16 protein-coding genes are annotated in these 20,761 nt (G+C 72.2%); 12 read left to right on the top strand and 4 right to left on the bottom strand.

Going from position 1 to position 20,761, the window contains the following annotated elements:
- The 4 genes from Q343_RS0105195 to Q343_RS0105210 all read right to left on the bottom strand — a co-directional run bounded on the left by Q343_RS0105195 (position 1) and on the right by Q343_RS0105210 (position 4,091).
- Positions 1-777: a putative F420-0 ABC transporter ATP-binding protein gene (locus Q343_RS0105195; RefSeq protein ID WP_043109261.1), complete on the bottom strand. Its 777-nt coding sequence runs from the start codon at positions 775-777 to the stop codon at positions 1-3.
- Complete coding sequence (locus Q343_RS0105200; protein ID WP_029252524.1) at positions 774-1,859, bottom strand: putative F420-0 ABC transporter permease subunit; 1,086 nt, start codon at positions 1,857-1,859, stop codon at positions 774-776. Before Q343_RS0105200 ends, Q343_RS0105195 begins: the two co-directional genes overlap by 4 nt.
- Positions 1,860-1,869: 10 nt before the next feature.
- Positions 1,870-2,916, bottom strand: a complete 1,047-nt coding sequence (locus Q343_RS0105205) for a putative F420-0 ABC transporter substrate-binding protein (protein WP_043109263.1) — start codon at positions 2,914-2,916, stop codon at positions 1,870-1,872.
- A 146-nt stretch (positions 2,917-3,062) separates the two neighbouring features.
- Positions 3,063-4,091 carry a glutathione S-transferase family protein gene (locus Q343_RS0105210; protein WP_029252526.1) on the bottom strand — a complete coding sequence of 343 codons (1,029 nt, stop codon included), beginning with the start codon at positions 4,089-4,091 and terminating at the stop codon, positions 3,063-3,065.
- A gap of 121 nt (positions 4,092-4,212) precedes the next feature.
- Here Q343_RS0105210 and Q343_RS0105215 point away from each other — a divergent pair, with 121 nt between their 5' ends.
- From Q343_RS0105215 to smc, 12 genes are all read left to right on the top strand, one after another.
- Positions 4,213-5,838: a molybdopterin-dependent oxidoreductase gene (locus tag Q343_RS0105215; protein WP_029252527.1), complete on the top strand. Its 1,626-nt coding sequence runs from the start codon at positions 4,213-4,215 to the stop codon at positions 5,836-5,838.
- 254 nt (positions 5,839-6,092) lie between these two features.
- Positions 6,093-6,293: a hypothetical protein gene (locus Q343_RS0105220; protein WP_029252528.1), complete on the top strand. Its 201-nt coding sequence runs from the start codon at positions 6,093-6,095 to the stop codon at positions 6,291-6,293.
- 216 nt (positions 6,294-6,509) lie between these two features.
- Complete coding sequence (gene ileS / locus Q343_RS0105225; protein ID WP_029252529.1) at positions 6,510-9,821, top strand: isoleucine--tRNA ligase; 3,312 nt, start codon at positions 6,510-6,512, stop codon at positions 9,819-9,821.
- On the top strand, positions 9,818-11,233 hold the full coding sequence (locus Q343_RS0105230; RefSeq protein ID WP_029252530.1) for a bifunctional folylpolyglutamate synthase/dihydrofolate synthase: 1,416 nt from the start codon (positions 9,818-9,820) through the stop codon (positions 11,231-11,233). Before ileS ends, Q343_RS0105230 begins: the two co-directional genes overlap by 4 nt.
- A gap of 125 nt (positions 11,234-11,358) precedes the next feature.
- Positions 11,359-12,354: a dihydroxyacetone kinase subunit DhaK gene (gene dhaK / locus Q343_RS0105235; protein WP_029252531.1), complete on the top strand. Its 996-nt coding sequence runs from the start codon at positions 11,359-11,361 to the stop codon at positions 12,352-12,354.
- Between the two features lie 61 nt (positions 12,355-12,415).
- Positions 12,416-13,054, top strand: coding sequence for a dihydroxyacetone kinase subunit DhaL (gene dhaL, locus Q343_RS0105240; RefSeq protein ID WP_029252532.1), 639 nt, complete (start codon positions 12,416-12,418; stop codon positions 13,052-13,054).
- Positions 13,051-13,752 carry a dihydroxyacetone kinase phosphoryl donor subunit DhaM gene (dhaM, locus tag Q343_RS0105245; protein ID WP_029252533.1) on the top strand — a complete coding sequence of 234 codons (702 nt, stop codon included), beginning with the start codon at positions 13,051-13,053 and terminating at the stop codon, positions 13,750-13,752. The genes dhaL and dhaM overlap by 4 nt, the downstream gene beginning before the upstream one ends.
- Positions 13,753-13,814: 62 nt before the next feature.
- On the top strand, positions 13,815-14,405 hold the full coding sequence (locus Q343_RS0105250) for a TetR/AcrR family transcriptional regulator (protein WP_029252534.1): 591 nt from the start codon (positions 13,815-13,817) through the stop codon (positions 14,403-14,405).
- Between the two features lie 52 nt (positions 14,406-14,457).
- The gene (locus tag Q343_RS0105255; protein WP_052366869.1) at positions 14,458-16,173 is read left to right on the top strand and encodes an MDR family MFS transporter; all 1,716 of its coding nucleotides are present in this window, start codon (positions 14,458-14,460) and stop codon (positions 16,171-16,173) included.
- A gap of 4 nt (positions 16,174-16,177) precedes the next feature.
- A complete protein-coding gene (locus Q343_RS0105260; RefSeq protein ID WP_231959189.1) occupies positions 16,178-16,654 on the top strand; it encodes a DUF4233 domain-containing protein in 477 nt (158 codons plus the stop codon).
- 23 nt (positions 16,655-16,677) lie between these two features.
- Complete coding sequence (gene ndk, locus Q343_RS0105265) at positions 16,678-17,112, top strand: nucleoside-diphosphate kinase (RefSeq protein ID WP_029252537.1); 435 nt, start codon at positions 16,678-16,680, stop codon at positions 17,110-17,112.
- Positions 17,113-17,195: 83 nt separating this feature from the next.
- Positions 17,196-20,756 carry a chromosome segregation protein SMC gene (gene smc / locus Q343_RS0105270; RefSeq protein WP_029252538.1) on the top strand — a complete coding sequence of 1,187 codons (3,561 nt, stop codon included), beginning with the start codon at positions 17,196-17,198 and terminating at the stop codon, positions 20,754-20,756.
- Positions 20,757-20,761 lie beyond the last annotated feature (5 nt).

Genomic DNA, 20,761 nt, shown 5'->3' on the forward strand with positions numbered 1-20,761 from the left:
CTACTCCAGGTCGAAGGCGAGGACCGGGCGGCCCGTCCTCGGGTGACGCAGGACCGCGCAGCGGACGCCGTAGACCTTCTCGACGACGTCGGGGACCAGTACCTCGTCGACAGGGCCGGCCGTGACGACGCGGCCCTCGGCGAGCATCACGACGTGATCGCACGCTGACGCCGCGAGGTCGAGGTCGTGCAGGGCGGCGAGCACCGTGATCCCACCTGCCGCCAGGGACCGCACCAGGCGCATCGTCTCGAGCCGCGCGGCGACGTCGAGGTGGTTGGTCGGCTCGTCGAGCAGGAGCAGGTCGGGCGACTGGGCGAGGGCGCGGGCCATGTGGACGCGCTGGCGTTCTCCGCCGGAGAGTGTCGAGACGTCGCGGTCAGCCAGCCCGGCCGCGCCAGCCCGGGCCAGTGCGGCTGCGGCGACCGCGTGGTCGGCGTCCGTCGGACCCGCCAACGGTGCCCGGTGGGGAGTGCGTCCCAGGAGGACCGCGTCGCCGACGAGCAGGGGGAGGTCGGTGTGCGCGTCCTGCTCGACGAGGGCGAGGGCGCGGGCCCGGTCGCGACGACGCATCGTCGTCAGGTCGTCCTCGCCGAACCGGACGACGCCCGCGGCGGGCGTGCGGATCGCCGCGACGAGACGCAGCAGGCTCGACTTGCCCGAACCGTTCGGTCCACACAGGCCGGTGACCGCGCCGGCGGGGGCGGTGCAGTCGACGCCGTCGACGATGAGTCGTCGACCCACGCCCCAGCTGACGTGGTCGATCCGGAGACCGCTCATGCTGCCCTGCGGCGCCAGAGGAGGAGGGTGAAGACCGGGGCCCCGATGGCGGCCGTCACGATTCCGACGGGGAGCTCGCTCGGCGCGACCACCGTCCGTGCTGCGGTGTCCGACCAGACGAGGAAGCTGGCACCGAAGAGCGCGGAGAGCGGGAGGAGGAGCCGGTGGCGGGCGCCGGTGAGGAACCGGACGGCGTGCGGGAGGATCAGCCCGACGAAGCCGATCGCGCCGGAGACCGCGACGAGGGCGCCGGTGAGGACGGCAACTCCGATCAGCATCGTCCAGCGGGTGCGGGCGACGTGCACCCCGAGCGCCGCCGCGGCGGTGTCCCCGTAGGTGAAGGCGTCGAGCACGCTCCCGGTGCTCACGAGGAGCCCGCCGAGCACCAGCACGGCACCCCCGGCGATCGCGACCTCCGTCCACGTGGAGCCGGCCACCGAGCCCATCAGCCAGGTGAGCACCTCCCGGTAGGAGTCGCCCTGGGCGGAGGTGAAGATCACGAACGACGTCGCGGCGGCCGCGGCCTGGCCGACGGCGAGCCCGGCGAGAACGGTCCGGGCGGGCGTGACGCCGCCGGACGCCCCGGCCAGGAGGAGGGTGGCGACGAGCGCGGCCGTCGAACCGACGAACGCCGCGACGGGCAGGAGCACGCTCACGCCGACGAGCAGGACGAGCACCGCCCCGAGCGACGCGCCGGACGAGAGGCCGAGCAGGTACGGGTCGGCGAGCGGGTTGCGCGTCAGGGACTGCATGACGACACCGCAGAGCGCCAGACCGGCGCCGACACACGCGGCGGTCAGGACCCGCGGCATCCGCAGCTCCCACACCATCGCGTCGACCAGACGCGACGGGGCCTCGACGAGCCCGCCCATCCCGAGGTGCCCGGCGACGCTCGCGGCGGCGTCGCCGACCGAGACGTCGGCGGGTCCGATCGTCACGGCCACGACGACGGTCACCAGGAGCAGCACGGCGGCGAGAGGGATCCAGACGACTCCACGCGGCCCGCGGCGCGGCGCGACCGCGGGCCGGGCCTCGCCCGGCACGCGCGTCGTCGTCCGGGTCCGGGGTGTCGTCGTGGTCATGGAGCCGCCCTCAGTCGGTCACGGAGCCGAGCTGTTCGACGAGCGAGGCGACGGCGTCGACGGACCGCACCCCGGCCTCGGTCGACGCGAACGGAAGCGTCACGTAGCGACCCTCGCGCACGGCGGAGAGCTCGGCGGTGGCGGGGTTGGCCTCCAGCGCCTCGATCTTGCTCTCGGCGGTGTTCCAGGCGGCGTCCACGAGGACGATGACGTCCGGGTCCTGCTCGACGATCGACTCCCAGCCCATCGAGGTCCACGTGTCGTGGACGTCCGCGGCGATGTTGGTCAGCCCGGCGGCCGACATGATCATCTGCGGCGTGCCGATGCCCGCGCCGACGTAGGGCACGTCGGAGCCGGAGGAGTACCAGACCGCGGTCAGCCCGCGCTCGTCCGGCACGACGGCGTCGAGCTCCGCGCTCTGCTCGTCGACCAGTGCGGCCGCCTCGTCGGGGGTGCCGAGCACGTCACCGGCCTCGGCGATCTGGTCGAACAGCAGGTCGAAGGTCATGGGGTCGGGCTGGTACTCCTTCTCCTTGCAGGCCGACGGTGCCACGTACGTCGCGACGTCGAGGCTCGTCAGAGTGGACCGGTCGCCGGACTCCTCGGCGGTCAGCGTCGACTCCCACCCGGCCAGGACGAGGTCCGGCTCGAGGGCGAGCAGCGCCTCGGCGCCGGGCGCCTGGTCGGCCATCGGCGAGGTCACGGTCTCGGGAGCGCCCGCGGCAAGGTCGTCGGGAAGCGGACCGTCCAGGAAGGCGCTCCCCACGATCCGGTCACCGGCCCCGAGCGCGAGCGCGAGCTCGGTCATCGACGACTTGATCGTCACGACCCGTTGCGGCTCGGCGGCGATCGTGACGTCGAACCCGCAGTTGTCGACGTCGACGGGGAACCCGTCCGTGACCGCGGCGGTGCTGCCGTCGGTCGGGTCTGTTCCGGCTCCGGGGTCGGGGTCGGCGCACGCGCCGAGCCCGAGCAGCGCGGTGGCAGTCGTCAGTGCGGCGACGGCACGGGGGGCGCGTCGAGGACGGGCAGGGGTACGAGGACGGACATGGCGCACGGTGGCGTCTCCAGAGTGGTGGCCCGCGGGCGTGCGGGGTCAGCGATCAGGGAGCGTGGCACGCCATCCGGTGCCGAGGACCTGCGGCGCAAAGGGGTGCGTCCGCCGTTCCGGGCGAGAACGGTGCCCGGGATCCGTGTCCCACCCTAGCGTGCGGACGCGGGCTCCGGCGGGGTGCCTCCGCCCCAGGGGTCGCCGCCGAACGACTCCCGGCCGTGCGCCGTCGTCCAGCCCGCGAGGTCGGGACCGGCGGGCACGATCCCGGTCGGGTTGATGTCCGTGTGCACCCGGTAGTAGTGCTCCTTGATCTGGCCGAAGTCGACGGTGTCGCCGAACCCGGGGGTCTGGAAGAGGTCGCGAGCGTAGCCCCAGAGAGCGGGCATCTCGGTGAGCTTGTTCCGGTTGCACTTGAAGTGGCCGTGGTAGACGGCGTCGAACCGGACGAGCGTCGTGAACAGGCGCACGTCCGCCTCCGTGATTCTCTCGCCCATGAGGAACCTGCGCCCGGAGAGCCGGTCCTCGAGGCGGTCGAGCGCCGCGAACAGCCGGGCATAGGCCTCGTCGTAGGCCTCCTGGGAGCCGGCGAACCCGCAGCGGTACACCCCGTTGTTGACCTCGGTGTAGACCTCCTGCATGACGGCCTCCATCTCGGCGCGCTCCGTCGGATCCTGCGGGATCAGCTGCGGCGCGCCGGGCCGGTGGAAGTCGGCCCACTCGGTCGACAGGTCCAGCGTCATCTGCGCGAAGTCGTTGGTCACGACCGCGCCGTCCTTCGTGTCGACGAGGGCGGGGACCGTGATGCCGCGCGGGTACTCGGGGTCGCGCGCGAAGTAGGCCTCCTGGAGGCGCTCGATGCCGAGAACGGGATCACGGCCGTCGGGGTCGAGGTCGAACGTCCAGCTGCGCTCGTCGTGCGTCGGGCCGGGCGTGCCCAGACTGATGACGTCCTCGAGTCCGAGCAGGCGGCGGACGATGATCGAGCGGTTGGCCCAGGGGCACGCCCGGGCCGCGACCAGTCGGTACCGGCCGGGCTCGACGGGGAAGCCGTCGACGGCGTCGCGCGTGATCCGGGTGGGGATGTACCGCTGGTCGCGGACGAACTCCTGGCCCTCGACCGTGTACGTGCCGCCCTGGGAGTGCTCCGGACGGTCGTTCCCTGCGACAGAATCGTTCATTGTTCAACCATATCTGTCGGCCGCATCCTCGGCCGGACGGGGACCTGACAAACGGATGACGGTTCCCGGTCCTGCCGCCTCGAGGCCCTCGCGGCACAGGACGGGGTGCGACGCTAGGTGCATGACCACGGCCACCAGCGCCCCGCGCCCCGCTGCACCGCGTCCTGACGAGCCTTCCGGGCAGGTCCGGGGTGCCCGGTGGTGGGCAGCGCTGGCCGGCGTCGTCGGCGCCGGCGCCGGTCTCGCCGTCGCCGAGGTTCTTGCCGTGCTGGTCTCGCCGCGGTCGAGCCCGGTGGCGGCGGCCGGAGCGGCCGTCGTCGACGCGACGCCGGCATGGCTCAAGGACTGGGCCATCGAGACGTTCGGCACCGCGGACAAGGTGGCGCTCTTCGTCTTCATGGGCGTCTTCATGCTGGTCGGCGCCGCCCTCGCGGGCGTGCTCGAACGCCGCCGCGACACGTGGGGTGCGGCGCTCGTCCTCCTCGTCGCCGCCGTGGCGGCGGTCGTGGCCGTGCTCCGCCCCGGGTCCACGATCTTCTGGGCCGCGCCGTCGGTCATCGGCGGACTGGCCGGGGCCGGCGTGCTCCGTGCGTCGATCCGCCGCCTGGCGGAGTGGGAGCACGTCGAGTCCCCGGAGGTCGAGACGCCGCTGACCGCTGCGCGTCGGCGTGCGGAGCTCGACCGCCGACGGTTCCTGACCTACACCGGGGTCGCGGGGGCGTCCGCCGTGCTGCTCGCCGTGGGGGCCCGCGCGTTGTCGGCGACCACCCGGGTGGTCGAGCAGGCCAGGACCACCCTGCGCCTCCCGATCCCCGCCGTCCCGGCCGACCCCGTGCCGACGGGTGCCGAGCTCGGTATCGACGGCCTCGAACCGTACATCACGCCGAACGAGGAGTACTACCGCATCGACACTGCGCTTCGCGTGCCGCAGGTCGACCCCGACAACTGGTCGTTGCGCGTCGTCGGCATGGTCGACGAGCCGTTCGAGCTCACGATGGCGGACCTCCTCGCCCTCCCGCTCGAGGAGCACCACGCGACGCTCGCGTGCGTCTCCAACGACGTCGGCGGTGACCTCATCGGCAACGCGCTCTGGCTCGGCTACCCGCTCCGGGAGCTGCTCGCACGCGCGAAGCCCCAGGCCGGCGCGGACATGGTCCTGTCGCGGTCCGAGGACGGGTGGACGGCCAGCACCCCGCTGGACGTGCTCCAGGACGAGAACCGCGCGAGCCTGCTCGCCGTCGGCATGAACGGAGAGCCGCTACCGCTGGAGCACGGCTTTCCCGCGCGACTCGTCGTGCCCGGGCTCTACGGCTACGTCTCCGCGACCAAGTGGGTCACCGAGCTCAAGGTGACGACGTTCGCCGAGGACGTCGCGTACTGGACCACCCGGGGGTGGACCGCCCGGGGGCCGATCAAGATGTCGAGCCGGATCGACACCCCGCGCAGCAACACCACCGTCGACGCGGGAACCGTCGCGGTCGCCGGGATGGCCTGGGACCAGCACACGGGGATCGAGAAGGTCGAGGTGCGCGTCGACGACGGTGCGTGGGTGGAGGCAGAGCTCGCCGAGACGGCCTCGGCCGACACCTGGCGGCAGTGGGTCTACCGGTGGGACGCCACCCCCGGGGGGCACACCCTCACGGTGCGGGCGACCAACGTGGACGGGGACACCCAGACGGAGCAGTACGCACCTCCCGCCCCGGACGGGTCCACGGGGTGGCACTCCGTGGAGGTCGACGTCCGGTGACCTCTTGCCATCGGTCCCGGATCCCGGCACAATTCTTCTCGTGACACCTCTGGACGCCCCGACGCACCGCGCTGCCGCGGTCCTCGTCGTGCGCGCGTCCGTCGCCGCGACCTGTTGTTGACGGCTCGCCGGCCCGACGCAGCTCGGATCCACGGTCGGTGAGCAGACGCGCACACGCGCGCCCGTGATCGCCGAGGACCCACAGCGTCCCCGGTCTGCAGTCCGCCGTCACTGCGCATCACCAGGAATCTCACATGTCGCTGCTCGCCCCGCCCGTCGACGTCTCCGTCCGCGACACGGCGGCCCCGACCCGCAGGCCCCGTCCTGTCCGTCTCTCGGCCCCGGTGGCCCGGGCCGTCACGATCGAGCACCTCGTCTCGCTCGACATCGAGGCCTACTCCCGCCGCGAATCCGTACGACAGCGGGCGCGCGCCCGCGCTACGATGGGTGCATAGGCGTCGACCCGGCGATCACCGGTGAGCCTCCGGAAGAACAGGAGGGCGCGAGCCCTCCCCAGTAGAACCGGACGGGTCGGCCCGTCACAGCCGTTCGAGCGGTCGGTGGTGCCCCTTTGGGGTGGCGTCGGCAAGCGAGGTGGTACCGCGGAGCGCCCGGACGGGCGAGTCGTCCTCGATGCGAGACCCGGACCACTCGAACTTGGAGCCTGAGCCATGGCCTACCCGCTGCACCGCCCGTCGTCGGACGTCCCCGCCTCCCCGGACCTTCCCGGGATCGAGCGCGACGTCCTCGCGTTCTGGAAGGACGACGACACGTTCCGTGCGTCGGTCGAGGCTCGGGACGCCGGGACGAACGGTGACAACGAGTTCGTCTTCTACGACGGGCCCCCGTTCGCCAACGGGCTGCCGCACTACGGACACCTGCTCACCGGCTACGCCAAGGACGTCGTCCCGCGGTTCAAGACGATGCGTGGCAAGCGCGTCGAGCGACGTTTCGGGTGGGACACCCACGGTCTCCCGGCCGAGCTGGAGGCCGAGCGGATCCTCGGGATCACCGACAAGTCGCAGATCGAGGCGATGGGGATCGGCGCGTTCAACGAGGCGTGCCGCAGCTCGGTCCTGACCTACACCGCCGAGTGGGAGCAGTACGTCACCCGCCAGGCGCGCTGGGTCGACTTCGAGAACGACTACAAGACGCTCGACGTGACGTTCATGGAGTCTGTGCTGTGGGCGTTCAAGACCCTGCACACCAAGGGCCTCGCGTACGAGGGCTACCGCGTGCTGCCGTACTGCTGGCGCGACGAGACCCCGCTGTCCAACCACGAGCTGCGGATGGACGACGACGTCTACCAGTCGCGGCAGGACCCGGCGCTCACGGTCGGCGTGCGGCTGTCCGACGACGCGGGCCCGGCCTCGGGCGCCCTCGCCCTGATCTGGACCACCACGCCGTGGACGCTGCCGTCCAACCTGGCGATCGCCGTCGGGCCGGACATCGAGTACGTCGTCGTCCAGCCGGGCGAGGGCTCCTCCCTCGAGGGGGAGCGCGTCGTCGTCGGCGTCTCGCGACTCGCGGCGTACGCGAAGGAGCTGGGGGAGGACCCCACGGTGCTCTCGATCATGACCGGAAGCGACTTCGCCGGGGCGTCCTACACCCCGCCGTTCGACTACTTCGCGGGCCACGAGAACGCGCACCGTGTCCTGGTCGCGGACTTCGTCTCGACCGAGGACGGCACCGGGCTGGTGCACCTCGCCCCGGCCTTCGGCGAGGACGACATGGCCGTGTGCTCGGTCGCCGGCATCGAGGCGGTCCTCACCGTCGACGGGCGGGGTCGGTTCACGAACGCCGTCGCGGACTACGCGGGCGAGCAGGTCTTCGACGCGAACCCCACGATCATCAAGGACCTCAAGGCAAGGACGGGTCCGCTCGCACGCGTGGACGAGGCACGGCGTGCCGTCGTCCTGCGGCACGAGACCTACGAGCACTCCTACCCGCACTGCTGGCGGTGCCGGAACCCGCTGATCTACAAGGCCGTCTCCAGCTGGTTCGTGAGGGTCACCGAGTTCCGGGACCGCATGGTCGAGCTCAACCAGCAGATCGACTGGACGCCCGAGCACATCAAGGACGGCCAGTTCGGCAAGTGGCTCGAGGGCGCGCGCGACTGGTCGATCAGCCGCAACCGCTACTGGGGCACCCCGATCCCGGTCTGGGTCAGCGACGACGACAACTATCCGCGCACGGACGTCTACGGGTCTCTCGCGGAGCTCGAGGCGGACTTCGGCCGGCTCCCGCTGAACGCCGACGGTGAGCCCGACCTGCACCGTCCGTACATCGACGACCTCACCCGCCCGAACCCGGACGACCCGACCGGGCGGTCCACGATGCGCCGGATCCCCGACGTCCTCGACGTCTGGTTCGACTCCGGGTCGATGCCGTTCGCCCAGGTGCACTACCCGTTCGAGAACGCCGACTGGTTCGAGCACCACTTCCCGGGCGACTTCATCGTCGAGTACATCGGCCAGACGCGTGGCTGGTTCTACCTGCTGCACGTCCTGTCGACGGCGCTCTTCGACCGTCCCGCGTTCAGCTCGGCCGTCTCGCACGGGATCGTGCTCGGCTCTGACGGGCGCAAGATGAGCAAGTCGCTGCGCAACTACCCGGACGTCACCGAGGTGCTCGACCGGGACGGGGCCGACGCGATGCGCTGGTTCCTGATGAGCTCGCCGATCCTGCGCGGCGGCAACCTCGTCGTGACCGAGGAGGGGATCCGCGACTCGGTGCGGCAGGTCCTCCTGCCCCTGTGGAGCACGTACTACTTCCACACCCTCTACGCCAACAAGGCGCACGACGGCGCGGGCTACGTGGCGCAGCCCGTGACGGCGGACCGCGTGGCCGGGCTCCCGGCGCTCGACCGCTACCTCCTCGCCAAGACGTCCGAGCTGGTCGTCCGCGTCACCGAGCAGCTCGACTCCTACGACATCGCCGGGGCGTGCGAGAGCGTCCGCGTCCACCTGGACGTCCTGACGAACTGGTACGTCCGGACGCAGCGGGACCGTTTCTGGTCCGAGGACCACGACGCCTTCGACACGCTCGCGACCTCGCTCGAGGTGCTCACGCGCGTCATGGCGCCGCTGGCGCCCCTGACCGCCGAGGAGGTCTGGAGGGGCGTGACCGGTGGGCGTTCGGTCCACCTGACCGACTGGCCCGTGGTCTCGACAGGCTCGACCGGCGCGACCGGCGCGACCGGCGCGACCGGCTCGACCGGCTCGACCGGCGCAACCGGCCCGACCGACGCGGCGCTCGTCCCGGACGAGGCGCTCGTCGCGGCGATGGACGAGGTGCGCGCGGTGGTCTCCCACACCCTCTCGCTGCGCAAGGCGAACCGGCAGCGGGTGCGTCAGCCCCTGCGCCGTCTGACCGTTGCCGTCGCCGAGCCGGGCGCACTGTCGCCCTACGTCGACCTGCTCGCCGCGGAGCTGAACCTCAAGGAGGTCGACGTCGTCGAGCTCACGGACACCGTGTCCGAGCGGTTCGGCATCACCCAGCGGCTCGCCGTCAACGCCCGTGCCGCCGGACCGCGGCTCGGGCGCGGGGTGCAGGCGGCGATCAAGGCCGCCAAGTCCGGCTCCTGGCGCACGGACGGCGACGAGGTCGTGGTCACCACCGAGACCGGCGACGTGCCGCTGCTCGCGTCGGAGTACGAGCTCTCGACCGTGGTCGGGGGCGGGGACGACGGGCAGGTCGCGGCCGCCGTCCTGCCCGGAGGCGGGTTCGTCGTCCTGGACCTGACCCTCGACGAGGGGCTCGTCGCCGAGGGCTTCGCCCGCGACGTCGTGCGCGAGGTTCAGGAGGCACGCAAGTCCGCCGACCTCGACGTCTCGGACCGCATCGTCCTGACGCTCGGCGTTCCGCAGGCGAACGTGGCCGCGGTCGAGGAGCACCGTGAGCTGATCGCTCGCGAGACGCTGGCCGTCACCGTCCAGGTGGGGACGGCCGACACGATCACCGTGGAGGTGGCGCGCGCATGAGTCCGTCCAAGAACGAGCGCGATGCACGAGACCGTCGGCGCAAGGAGCGGGAGGCGACCGAGGACGCCGCGAGCCAGGAGGCGCTGGCCACGGTCTACGCGCACATCATGGATCGTGCGCCCGAGCACGACATCGACCCGACGCTCGACCGGGTCGCCCGCGTGCTCGAGCTGCTCGGGGACCCGCAGAAGGCCTACCGGACCATCCACGTCGCCGGGACCAACGGCAAGACGTCGACGGCGCGCATGGTCGAGCGGCTCGTGCGCGAGCACGGCCTGCGGACCGGGCGCTTCACCAGCCCGCACCTGACCAGCGTCACCGAGCGGATCGCGGTCGACGGCGAGTCGCTCACGGCGGGCGAGTTCGTCGCGGTCTGGGAGGACGTCGCGCCCTACGTCGGGGTCGTGGACCGCGAGTCGGAGGAGTCCGGGGGCCCACGCCTGAGCTTCTTCGAGGTGCTGACCGTCATGGCCTTCGCCGCCTTCGCCGACGCCCCGGTCGACGTCGCCGTCGTGGAGGTCGGCATGGGCGGGACCTGGGACTCGACCAACGTCGTCGACGGCGAGGTCGCGGTCATCACCCCTGTCGCCTTCGACCACGAGCGGTGGCTGGGTCACACGCTGCCCGAGATCGCCGAGAACAAGGCGGGCATCATCGTCGACGGCGCGACGGTGATCGTGGGGGAGCAGGAGCAGGTGGCCGAGCTCGTCATCCTCGAGACCGCGGCCGAGCGCAACGCGCGTGTGCTGCGCGACGGCGTCGACCTCGAGGTCGCCGGCCGCACCCCGGCCGTCGGCGGGCAGCTGCTGAACCTGCGGACACCGGCGGGCCTCTACACGGAGATCTTCCTTCCCGTGCTCGGCGCGCACCAGGCGCACAACGCGCTCCTGGCGCTCGCCTCGGTCGAGGCGTTCCTCGGCGGTCGCGCGCTCGGCGGGGAGGTCGTCGAGGCCGCGTTCGCCGACGTGACGTCTCCAGGGCGCCTCGAGGTCCTCCGCTCAAGCCCGACGGTCCTCGTCGACGCCGCCCACAACCCGGCGGGTGCCGAGGCGCTCGTCGCCGCCCTCGAGGAGTCGTTCGCGTTCACGCACCTCGTCGGCGTCGTCGCGGTCATGGCGGACAAGGACGCGGAGGCCCTGCTGGCCGTGCTCGAGCCGCACCTGGCTGAGATCGTCGTCACGAGCAACAGTGCCGACCGGTCCGCCGACCCGCTGGACCTTGCCGACACCGCGCGCGAGGTCTTCGGCGAGGACCGCGTGCACGTCGTCGAGCAGCTGGGCGACGCCGTGGCGCGGGCCGCGGACCTGGCGGAGGCCGAGGACACGGTGGGCGTCGGCACCGGGACGGGAGTTCTGGTGACCGGGTCGGTCATCACGGCCGCCGACGCGCGGGCACTGCTGCGCCGACGATAGGAGCGAGACCTTCGCCCGGCCGGGTCGGCGGGGCCCGCCCTCGCCGACCCGGCCGGGGAGGTGTTGGATGGGGGTACGGGTCCGTCGTCCTGCGCGCGGACCGCCGACCAACGGAGGTTCGTGCGATGAAGAAGTTGCTGAACGACCCGCAGAACGCGGTCACGGAGAGTCTCGAGGGATTCACGGCGGTTCATGCCGATCTCGTCGAGCTCTCCCTGGACCCGACGTACGTGACCCGTGCGGGTGGCCCCGTGCCGAACAAGGTGGGCCTGGTCAGCGGCGGGGGGAGCGGCCACGAACCGCTCCACGCAGGATTCGTCGGCGACGGCATGCTCGACGCCGCGGTCCCGGGCGAGATGTTCACGTCGCCGACGCCGGACCAGATCCAGCCTGCGCTCGAGGCGGCCGACTCGGGGGCCGGTGTTCTCGCGATCGTGAAGAACTACACGGGCGACGTCCTGAACTTCGAGATGGCCGTCGAGCTCGCCGGGGACGACGACCACCGCGTCACGACGGTGCTCGTGAACGACGACGTCGCGGTGGAGGACTCGCTCTACACGGCGGGACGTCGTGGTGTGGCGGGGACGGTCGCCGTCGAGAAGATCGCCGGTGCGGCGGCCGCCCGCGGCGACGACCTCGAGACCGTCACCGCCGTCGCGCAGCGCGTCGCAGACAACGTCCGGACGATGGGCGTGGCACTCGCCCCGTGCACGGTGCCCCACGTGGGACGACCCGGGTTCGAGCTCGGCGACGACGAGATCGAGATCGGCATCGGCATCCACGGCGAGCCCGGTCGGCGGCGGGCACCGGTGGCCACGGCGGACGAGATCACGGACCAGCTCCTCGACCCCGTCGTCGAGGACCTGGGGCTGACCGACGGGGAGAGCGTGTTGCTGTTCGTTAACGGAATGGGCGGCACCCCGCTCTCCGAGCTCTACGTCGTCTATCGTCGTGCGCGGTCACGGCTCGAGGGGCTGGGCGTCTCGGTATCGCGCTCGCTCGTCGGCAACTACGTGACGTCGTTGGAGATGCAGGGCGCGTCGGTCTCTGTCCTGCGGCTCGACGACGAGACGACGCAGCTGTGGGACGCACCCGTGCGCACCGCGGCGCTGCACTGGTAGCGACGGCCGCGGGCAAGGCCCGGACCGCCGATGCCGACGATGTCAGAAGTGAGGGTGACGGATGCTGGACGTTTCGTGGGCTGTGCGCTGGGTACGACTGACCGCCGAGGCGGTGGGGTTGGCCAAGGCGGAGCTGACCGAGCTGGACCGACGGATCGGGGACGGCGACCACGGCGAGAACCTTGACCGGGGGTACCGCGCGGTCGTCGAACGCCTGGACGCGCTCGACCCCGAGCCCGAGAACGTCGGAGACGTGCTCAAGCTCATCGCGACGACGCTGATGTCGAAGGTCGGCGGAGCCTCCGGGCCGCTCTACGGCACCGCCTACCTGCGTGCCGCCAAGGCGACAGCAGTCCCCTCTCTCGACGCGAGCGCCGTCGTGGCTCTCGTCGAGGGTGCGCTCGACGGTGTGACGGCCCGGGGCAAGGCCGTGCCCGGGGAGAAGACGATGGTCGACGCGTGGCAGGCGGCCGCCGACGCCGCTGCGGCCGCCGCGCACGAGGGCGCATCTGCCGAGGAGGTCCTGCGCCGGGCGTCCACCGCGGCGACCGCGGGTGCGGCGTCGACGACGTCGATGGTCGCGACCAAGGGTCGCGCCAGTTATCTCGGGGACCGGAGCGCGGGGAGCGCGGATCCCGGCGCGACCTCCACGGCGCTGATCCTCGACGCCGCCGTGCGGGCCGTGGGCGAGGGCCGATGAGCCGCGTCTCGCTGGTCCTCGTCTCTCATTCGGCCGCCCTGGCGGACGGGCTCGCCGAGCTCGCCGGCCAGATGGCGCCCGGGGTCCGTATCGTCCCGGTCGGGGGAGCCGACGACCGGCGGCTCGGGACGAGCTTCGACCGGATTCTCGAGGCGCTGACGGACGTGACGTCCGACGGTGGGTCCGCGGTCGTGCTCGCGGACCTCGGGTCTGCGGTGCTGACGGTCGAGTCCGTCCTCGACCTCGAGGACGGGCTGGACGTCCGACTGGCCGGTGGTCCGTTCGTCGAGGGTGCCGTCGCTGCCGCGGTGGCCGCGCACGGCGGCCTGGCCGCGTCCGACGTCGTCGCCGCCGCGGAGAATGCCGCGGTGAGCTTGCGCGGGGCGCCGGTCGGGTCGGAGTATGCGGTCATGGACGCGACGACGGACGGTGCTGCAGCGGCCGACGGGGAGATCGTGGTCGTGCTCCGCAACCCCCTGGGCCTGCACGCCCGGCCCGCGGCCGTCCTTGCCCGGATGATCGCCGGGTTCGACGCCCAGGTCCGCGTCGACGGGGTGGACGGCGCCAGCGTCCTCGAGCTGATGAAGCTCGGTGCGACACAGGGAAGAGAGCTCACGATCGTCGCCGAGGGCCCGCAGGCGGCCGAGGCCCGCCAGGCCGTCGTCGAGGCGGTCGAGGCGGGATTCGGCGAGCTCTAGCGTGTCCGGGGCCACATTATTTCAGTCACTGAAATAGTGCAGGCCGTGCAAGAATATTCTCCATGGAGAAGTCTGGACTGCGCGAGCGCAAGAAGCGCGAGCGCCACGAGGCGCTGATCGACGCGACCCACGCCCTCGTGCGCGAGCACGGGAGCGACGGCGTCACGGTCGAGATGATCTGCGACGCGGTCGGAGTCTCGTCGCGGACCTTCTTCAACTACTTCGAGTCCAAGGAGCACGCGATCCTCGGCCTCACGGAGGTCTCGGTCGACGACACCGTCGCCGCCACGTTCGTGGCCGGCGGGCCGACGGGACGCTTCGTGGACGACACCGTCGTGGTGCTCCGGGACCTGCTCTCCGCACCCGCGCTCTCCGGCCACCGACTTGCTGCCGCGATGGAGCTCGCGCGGGCCGAGCCCCGGCTGCTCGTCCGGCACGTCGCCTGGATGGAGGACCAGCGCTCGAGCTTTGACGAGCTGCTCGCCCGGCGTCGCGCGACGACGGGGGAGGACGTCGCCTCCGAGCTGGTCGGCGTCGTCATGATGTCCGCCGTGCGCGGCGCCTTCATGCGCTGGGAGCGGCACGGCGCGGACGGCACGCCGGCCGACCATGTCGAACCAATCCTCGCGGAGATCCGCACCCTGCTGGCCTGACCACTCGCGTCCGCCGGCCCGCAATCCCACCCTGTACCGGAAAGGCTCGTCGATGAGCACCACGACCACCCAGGACGAACCCCTGATCGTCCTGACCCCCAAGACGATCTGGCTGATCTTCGGCTCCCTCATGGCCGGCATGTTCATGGCCTCCCTCGACCAGTCGATCATCGGCACCGCGATGCCGACGATCGTGGGCGACCTCGGGGGCGTCGAGCACCAGGCCTGGATGGTGACCGCCTACATCATGGCCGTCGCCATCGTGATGCCGCTGTACGGGAAGTTCGGCGACGTCTTCGGGCGTCGCTGGCTCTTCCTCGGCGCGATCGCCCTGTTCACCGTCGCCTCGGCCGGCGCGGGCATGGCCGACACGATGGGGCAGATGGTGTTCTGGCGCTTCGTCCAGGGAGCCGGCGGCGGCGGTCTGATGATCCTGTCCCAGGCGATCATCGCGGACATCGTCCCGGCGCGGGAGCGCGGGAAGTACATGGGGCCGATGGGTGCCCTGTTCGGGATCTCCGCCGTGGCGGGCCCCCTGCTGGGCGGGTTCTTCACCGAGCACGCCGACTGGCGCTGGTGCTTCTGGATCAACATCCCCGTCGGCATCGCGGCCTTCATCATCTCGTTCGTCGCGCTGAAGCTCCCCAGCCACTCCGCCCGACGTCGGGTCGACGTCGCCGGGATCTTCTTCCTCGTGCTCGCGACCTCCGGCATCATCCTCCTGACGAGCTGGGAGTCGGTGGCCGACGGAGGCTACGACTGGAGCAGCCCCGCGCTCCTCGCGCTGGCCGCGGGGACGCTGGTGTCGGTCGCTCTCTTCGTGGTGGTCGAGCTCCGGGCCCAGGACCCGATCCTCCCGTTGCGCCTCTTCAAGAACCGCACCTTCACGATCGCGACCTCGATCGGGTTCACCATCGGCATGGGCATGTTCGCCGCCCTCGCGTTCCTGCCGACGTTCCTGCAGATGTCCACCGGCGCCGGGATCACCGAGTCGGGCCTGCTCATGATCCCGATGATGGTCGGGCTCATGGCGACCTCGATCATCTCCGGGTTCGCGATCGTCAAGTCGGGCCGCTACCGCCCGTACCCGATCGCGGGGATGGCGATCGCGACGCTCGGCCTGGTCTGGATGACCACCATGACCGGCGACATGTCGATGGTCCTCTTCGGCGCGATGATCTTCGTGCTCGGCGCGGGCATCGGACTCGTGATGCAGACGATCGTGCTCGCCGTCCAGAACTCCGTGGATCCGCAGGAGATCGGGACCGCCACGAGCGCCAACAACTTCTTCCGCGAGATCGGTGCCGCCGTCGGCACCGCGCTGTTCGGGACGATCTTCACCTCGCGGCTCACGGAGAACCTCACCGAGGTCTTCACCGGTGTCCCGGGCGCGGGCGATCCCGGCGGCGCGGACTCGATCACGCCGGCTGCCGTCGAGCAGCTCCCGGAGCCGCTCCACTCCGGAGTCGTCGATGCCTACGCCGACGCGCTGGCGCCGTCGTTCTGGTACCTCGTGCCGCTGCTGGCCCTCGGGTTCGTCCTCGCGCTGTTCCTGCCGGTGGTCAAGCTCTCGGACACCGCGGGGATGGTGGCACGCGGTGAGGCGCTCGCCGCCCCGAAGCCCACGACCGGTGCAGGCACGGGAGAGGAGCCGGTCGAACCGTCGCCGGTGAGTGCCCCCGTGGGCGCCGCGCCCGGTGCCGACCCGGGCGTCGCGGACGGCGACGACGAGGGTCGCAGCGGCGAGCCCCCGAGATCGGTATCCTGACCGCGTGAGCGACTCGACCCAGCCCGCGTCCCCCGACCCGATCGTCCGGTCGGGGGAGGACGCGCCGCGCATCCGCCCGAAGAAGTCGGCGAAGCAGCAGTTCGCCTCGGCGACGCTGGTGCTCGAGGCGTGCCTGGTGCTGTTCGCGACCATGGCCGCCCACGCCCTGCGGCGCAACGAGGCGGGGTGGCCCGAGTGGATGGACGTGCCCTCGGCGACGACCGTCTGGGTGATCGGGGGCACGCTCATGGTGGCTCTGCTCGTGCTCTCCCGGACGCTCGACTCCACGGGCGGGTACGTGGCCGGGAGCCTCGTCCAGGTCCCGGTGCTCGCCACGGGGATCGCGATCCCGCTCATGCTCCTCGTCGGCGCGATCTTCGTCGTGATGTGGATCGCCTCGCTCGTCCTCGGCTCGCGGATCGATCGGGAGCGTGCGGAGTACGACGCCGCGCACCCCGAGACGGCCCCGAACGTCGCCTGATCACGCGGCGGTAGGCTCGTGCCATGACTGATGCACCGATCGAACGCACACTGATCCTCGTCAAGCCCGACGGCGTCCGCCGGGGGCTGTCGGGCGAGGTTCTTCGCCGCGTCGAGGCCAAGGGCTACGTGCTCGCGGCCGTCAAGCTCGTCGACGCCGACCCCGCCGTCCTCGCCCAGCACTACGCGGAGCACGAGGGAAAGCCCTTCTACCAGCCGCTCGTCGAGTTCATGCTCTCCGGCAAGGTCCTGGCGGTCGTCGCCGAGGGGCAGGGCGTCATCCCCGGTTTCCGATCGCTCGCGGGTGCGACCGATCCCACCGCCGCCGCCCCGGGGACCATTCGTGGTGACCTCGGGCGTGACTGGGGGCTCAAGGTCCAGCAGAACCTCGTGCACGGTTCCGACTCCGCCGAGTCGGCGACCCGCGAGATCGGGCTCTGGTTCCCCGAGCTCGGCTGACACCACGAGTCTCCGCCGCCCCGCGCCGCTCGGCCGGGGCGGCGTCCGTGTGTCCGGGGCCGTGCGTCGCTAGTGTGTGACCCGTGCACCTCAAGACCCTGACGCTCCGCGGCTTCAAGTCGTTCGCGTCGGCGACGACGCTCGGGTTCGAGCCGGGAGTGACGTGCGTCGTCGGCCCCAACGGCTCGGGCAAGTCGAACGTGGTCGACGCGCTCGCCTGGGTCATGGGCGAGCAGGGCGCGAAGTCCCTGCGTGGCGGCAAGATGGAGGACGTCATCTTCGCGGGCACCGCCGGCCGTCCGCCGCTCGGCCGCGCCGAGGTGTCGCTGACGATCGACAACGCCGACGGGGCGCTCCCGATCGACTACAGCGAGGTCACCATCTCGCGCACCCTGTTCCGGTCGGGGGGGTCGGAGTACGCGATCAACGGCTCCGCGTGCCGTCTCCTCGACATCCAGGACCTGCTCTCGGACTCCGGGATCGGGAGGGAGATGCACGTCGTCGTCGGGCAGGGGCAGCTCGACGCCGTGCTCCGTGCCACCCCGGAGGAGCGGCGCGGGTTCATCGAGGAGGCCGCGGGCGTTCTCAAGCACCGCAAGCGCAAGGAGAAGGCCCTCCGCAAGCTCGACGCGATGCAGGGCAACCTCACGCGGCTCGCCGACCTCACGACCGAGATCCGCAAGCGGCTCGGTCCGCTCGGCAAGCAGGCCGAGGTCGCGCGCCGGGCGGGCACCGTGCAGGTGGACGTCCGCGACGCTCGCGCCAGACTGCTCGCCGACGACGTCGCCCAGGCGACCGCGCGGCTCGAGCAGGAGTCGGCGGACGAGGCCGCCGTCCGGGCGCAGCAGGCGACCGTCGAGGCCGACCTCGCGTCGCGACGCACCGAGCTGGCCTCGCTCGAGGAGGAGGCCGCGCGGGCCGCCCCGGAGCTGGCCGCCGCCACCGACGTCTGGTTCCGGCTGTCCTCCGCGCGCGAACGGCTCGTCGGCACCCGGCAGCTCGCCGGCGAGCGGCTCCGGATGCTCGGCACGCCCGAGCCGGCCCACCAGGGGCAGGATCCCGACGAGCTCGCCCGGCAGGCCGAGCGTGTCCGTGCCGCAGAGCGGGAGCTGGCCGCCGAGGTCGAGGCCGCGCGCGACGGGCTGACCGCGGCCCAGGCCGCACGGCAGACCGCGGAAGAGTCCTCGGCGGCGGCCGACCGGGCGCTCGCGACGCTCGTGCGCGGCGAGGCCGACCGCCGGGAGGGGCTCGCGACGCTCGCCGGGAAGGTCGCCGCCCGGCGCAGCCGGGTCGAGGCCGTCGAGGCGGAGATCGGACGGCTGACCGAGGTCGTCGCGGAGGCGGGCCGACGGGCCGAGCAGGCGCGCGCGGAGTTCTCGTCGCTCGAGGCGGAGGCCGCGGGCGCGGAGGAGGGGGAGGTCGGGCTGGACGCCGCCCACGAGCAGGCGGCCGGGGCGCGGACCGAGGCCCGCAACGCCGTCGACGCACTGGTCGAGCGCCGTCGCGCCGCCGAGCAGGAGCGGGCGACCCTCGCCGCACGCATCGAGACGCTCGAGCTGAGCCTGACCCGAAAGGACGGTGTCGGCGAGCTGCTCGGCGCCGACGGAGTACGGACCGAGGGGTCGGTCGCCGCGCTCGTCGGCATCGCGCCGGGGTACGAGGACGCCGTCGCCGCCGCGCTCGGCCCCGCTGCCGACGCCGTCGCCGTCCAGGACGTCGGTGCCGCCGTGGACGCCCTGCGGCACCTGCGGACCGAGGACGCGGGGCGGGCCGGGCTGGTCGTCCTGGACGCCGCCGACGCTCCGGCACGGCCGGAGATCGACCTGCCGCCCGCGGCGTCGTGGGCGACCGACGTCGTCACACCGGCGCACGCGGCTCGCGACGTCGTCGCGGCGCTGCTGCGCGACGTGGTGGTCGTCGAGGACCTGACCGCCGCACGGATCCTGGTGGAGAGCGAGCCGCGGCTCGTCGCGGTGACCCGCGGCGGGGACGTGCTCGGCGCCCGGCAGGCCTGGGGCGGATCGGCGTCCGCGCCGGGCGTGCTGCACCTGCAGGCCGCCGTGGACGACGCGCGCGAACGGCGTGATGCCGTCGACGCCCTCGTCGCAGAGATCTCTCGAGAACTGGCCGACGCCGAGCTCGCGCTGGCCGCGGCCGACCAGCGCTACGAGGAGACCCTCGGGCGTCTCGACGAGAACGACGCGGCGCTCGCGGCGGTGGCGGAACGTCTCGGGAACCTGGGCGCGACCACGCGCGGTGCGACGGCGGAGGCCGACCGTGCGCGCGTGAACCTCGAACGGGCCGAGCGTTCCCTCGGCGAGGAGCGCGAGCTCCTCGCGGCGCTCGTCGAGCGGCACGACGTGGCGGCGGCCGAGCCCGAGGCCTCCGAGGCGTCGGTGGTGGCCGCCCAGGGCGAGCGTGACGAGGCGGCGCAGGCGGCGCAGGCGGCACGGGCGACCGAGACGGAGGCTCGTCTCGCGCTCCGCACGCAGGAGGAACGGGAGCGAGCACTGTCCGGGCGCGCCGAGGCGCTCGACCGCGCCGTCGCGAACGAGCGCCAGGCGCGGGAGCGCGCCGCTCGGCGCGAGGAGGTCCGGGTGCGTCGTGCCCGCCGCGCGCGCGAGGTCTCCGACATCGCGGAGCAGGCGGTGCGCGTGGTGGAGCACTCCGTCCAGCGGGCGGCCGACGGGAAGGCTGAGCTCGAGCAGACACGCGCCGTGCGGGACGAGACGCTCGGGGTGGTGCGCGCGGCCGTCTCCGGGCTCGAGCAGCGCCTGCGCGAGCTCACCGACGTGGCGCACCGTGACGAGGTCGCCCGGGCGGAGCAGCGCCTGCGCGTCGAGCAGCTCGAGCAGCGCGCCGTCGACGAGCTCGGACTGGACCCGGCGGTGCTGGTCGAGGAGTTCGGACCGCACCGCCCGGTGCCGTGCACCGGCGACGACGCCCTCGACGAGGACGGTGAGCCCCGTGAGGTCCCGTACGTCCGGGCCGAGCAGGAGAAGCGTCTCCGGTCGGCGGAGCGCGCGTTGCGAGCCCTGGGGAAGGTCAACCCGCTCGCGCTCGAGGAGTTCGCCGCGCTCGAGGAGCGGCACACGTTCCTCACCACCCAGCTCGCGGACCTGAAGAAGTCCCGGTCGGACCTCCTCGACATCGTGAGCGACATCGACCGCCGCGTGGAGGAGGTGTTCACCTCGGCGTTCGCCGACACCGCCCGCCAGTTCGAGGGCGTGTTCGCCCGGATGTTCCCCGGGGGTGAGGGCAGGCTCGTCCTGACGGACCCGACGAACATGCTCACGACGGGGATCGAGGTCGAGGCCCGCCCCGCCGGCAAGAAGGTCAAGCGCCTCTCGTTGCTCTCGGGGGGAGAACGGTCGTTGACCGCGGTGGCGATCCTCGTGTCGATCTTCAAGGCGCGGCCGAGCCCGTTCTACGTGATGGACGAGGTCGAGGCGGCGCTCGACGACGTGAATCTCGGCAGGCTCCTGGAGATCTTTCGCGAGCTGCAGGAGGACTCCCAGCTCATCGTCATCACGCACCAGAAGCGGACCATGGAGATCGCCGACGCGCTCTACGGCGTCACGATGCGCGGCGACGGTGTGACGACGGTCATCAGTCAACGGATGGACCCTGCTCCCGTCGTCTGACCGCG

Source organism: Paraoerskovia marina DSM 21750, assembly GCF_000701465.1.
Taxonomy (GTDB): Bacteria; Actinomycetota; Actinomycetes; order Actinomycetales; family Cellulomonadaceae; genus Paraoerskovia; species Paraoerskovia marina.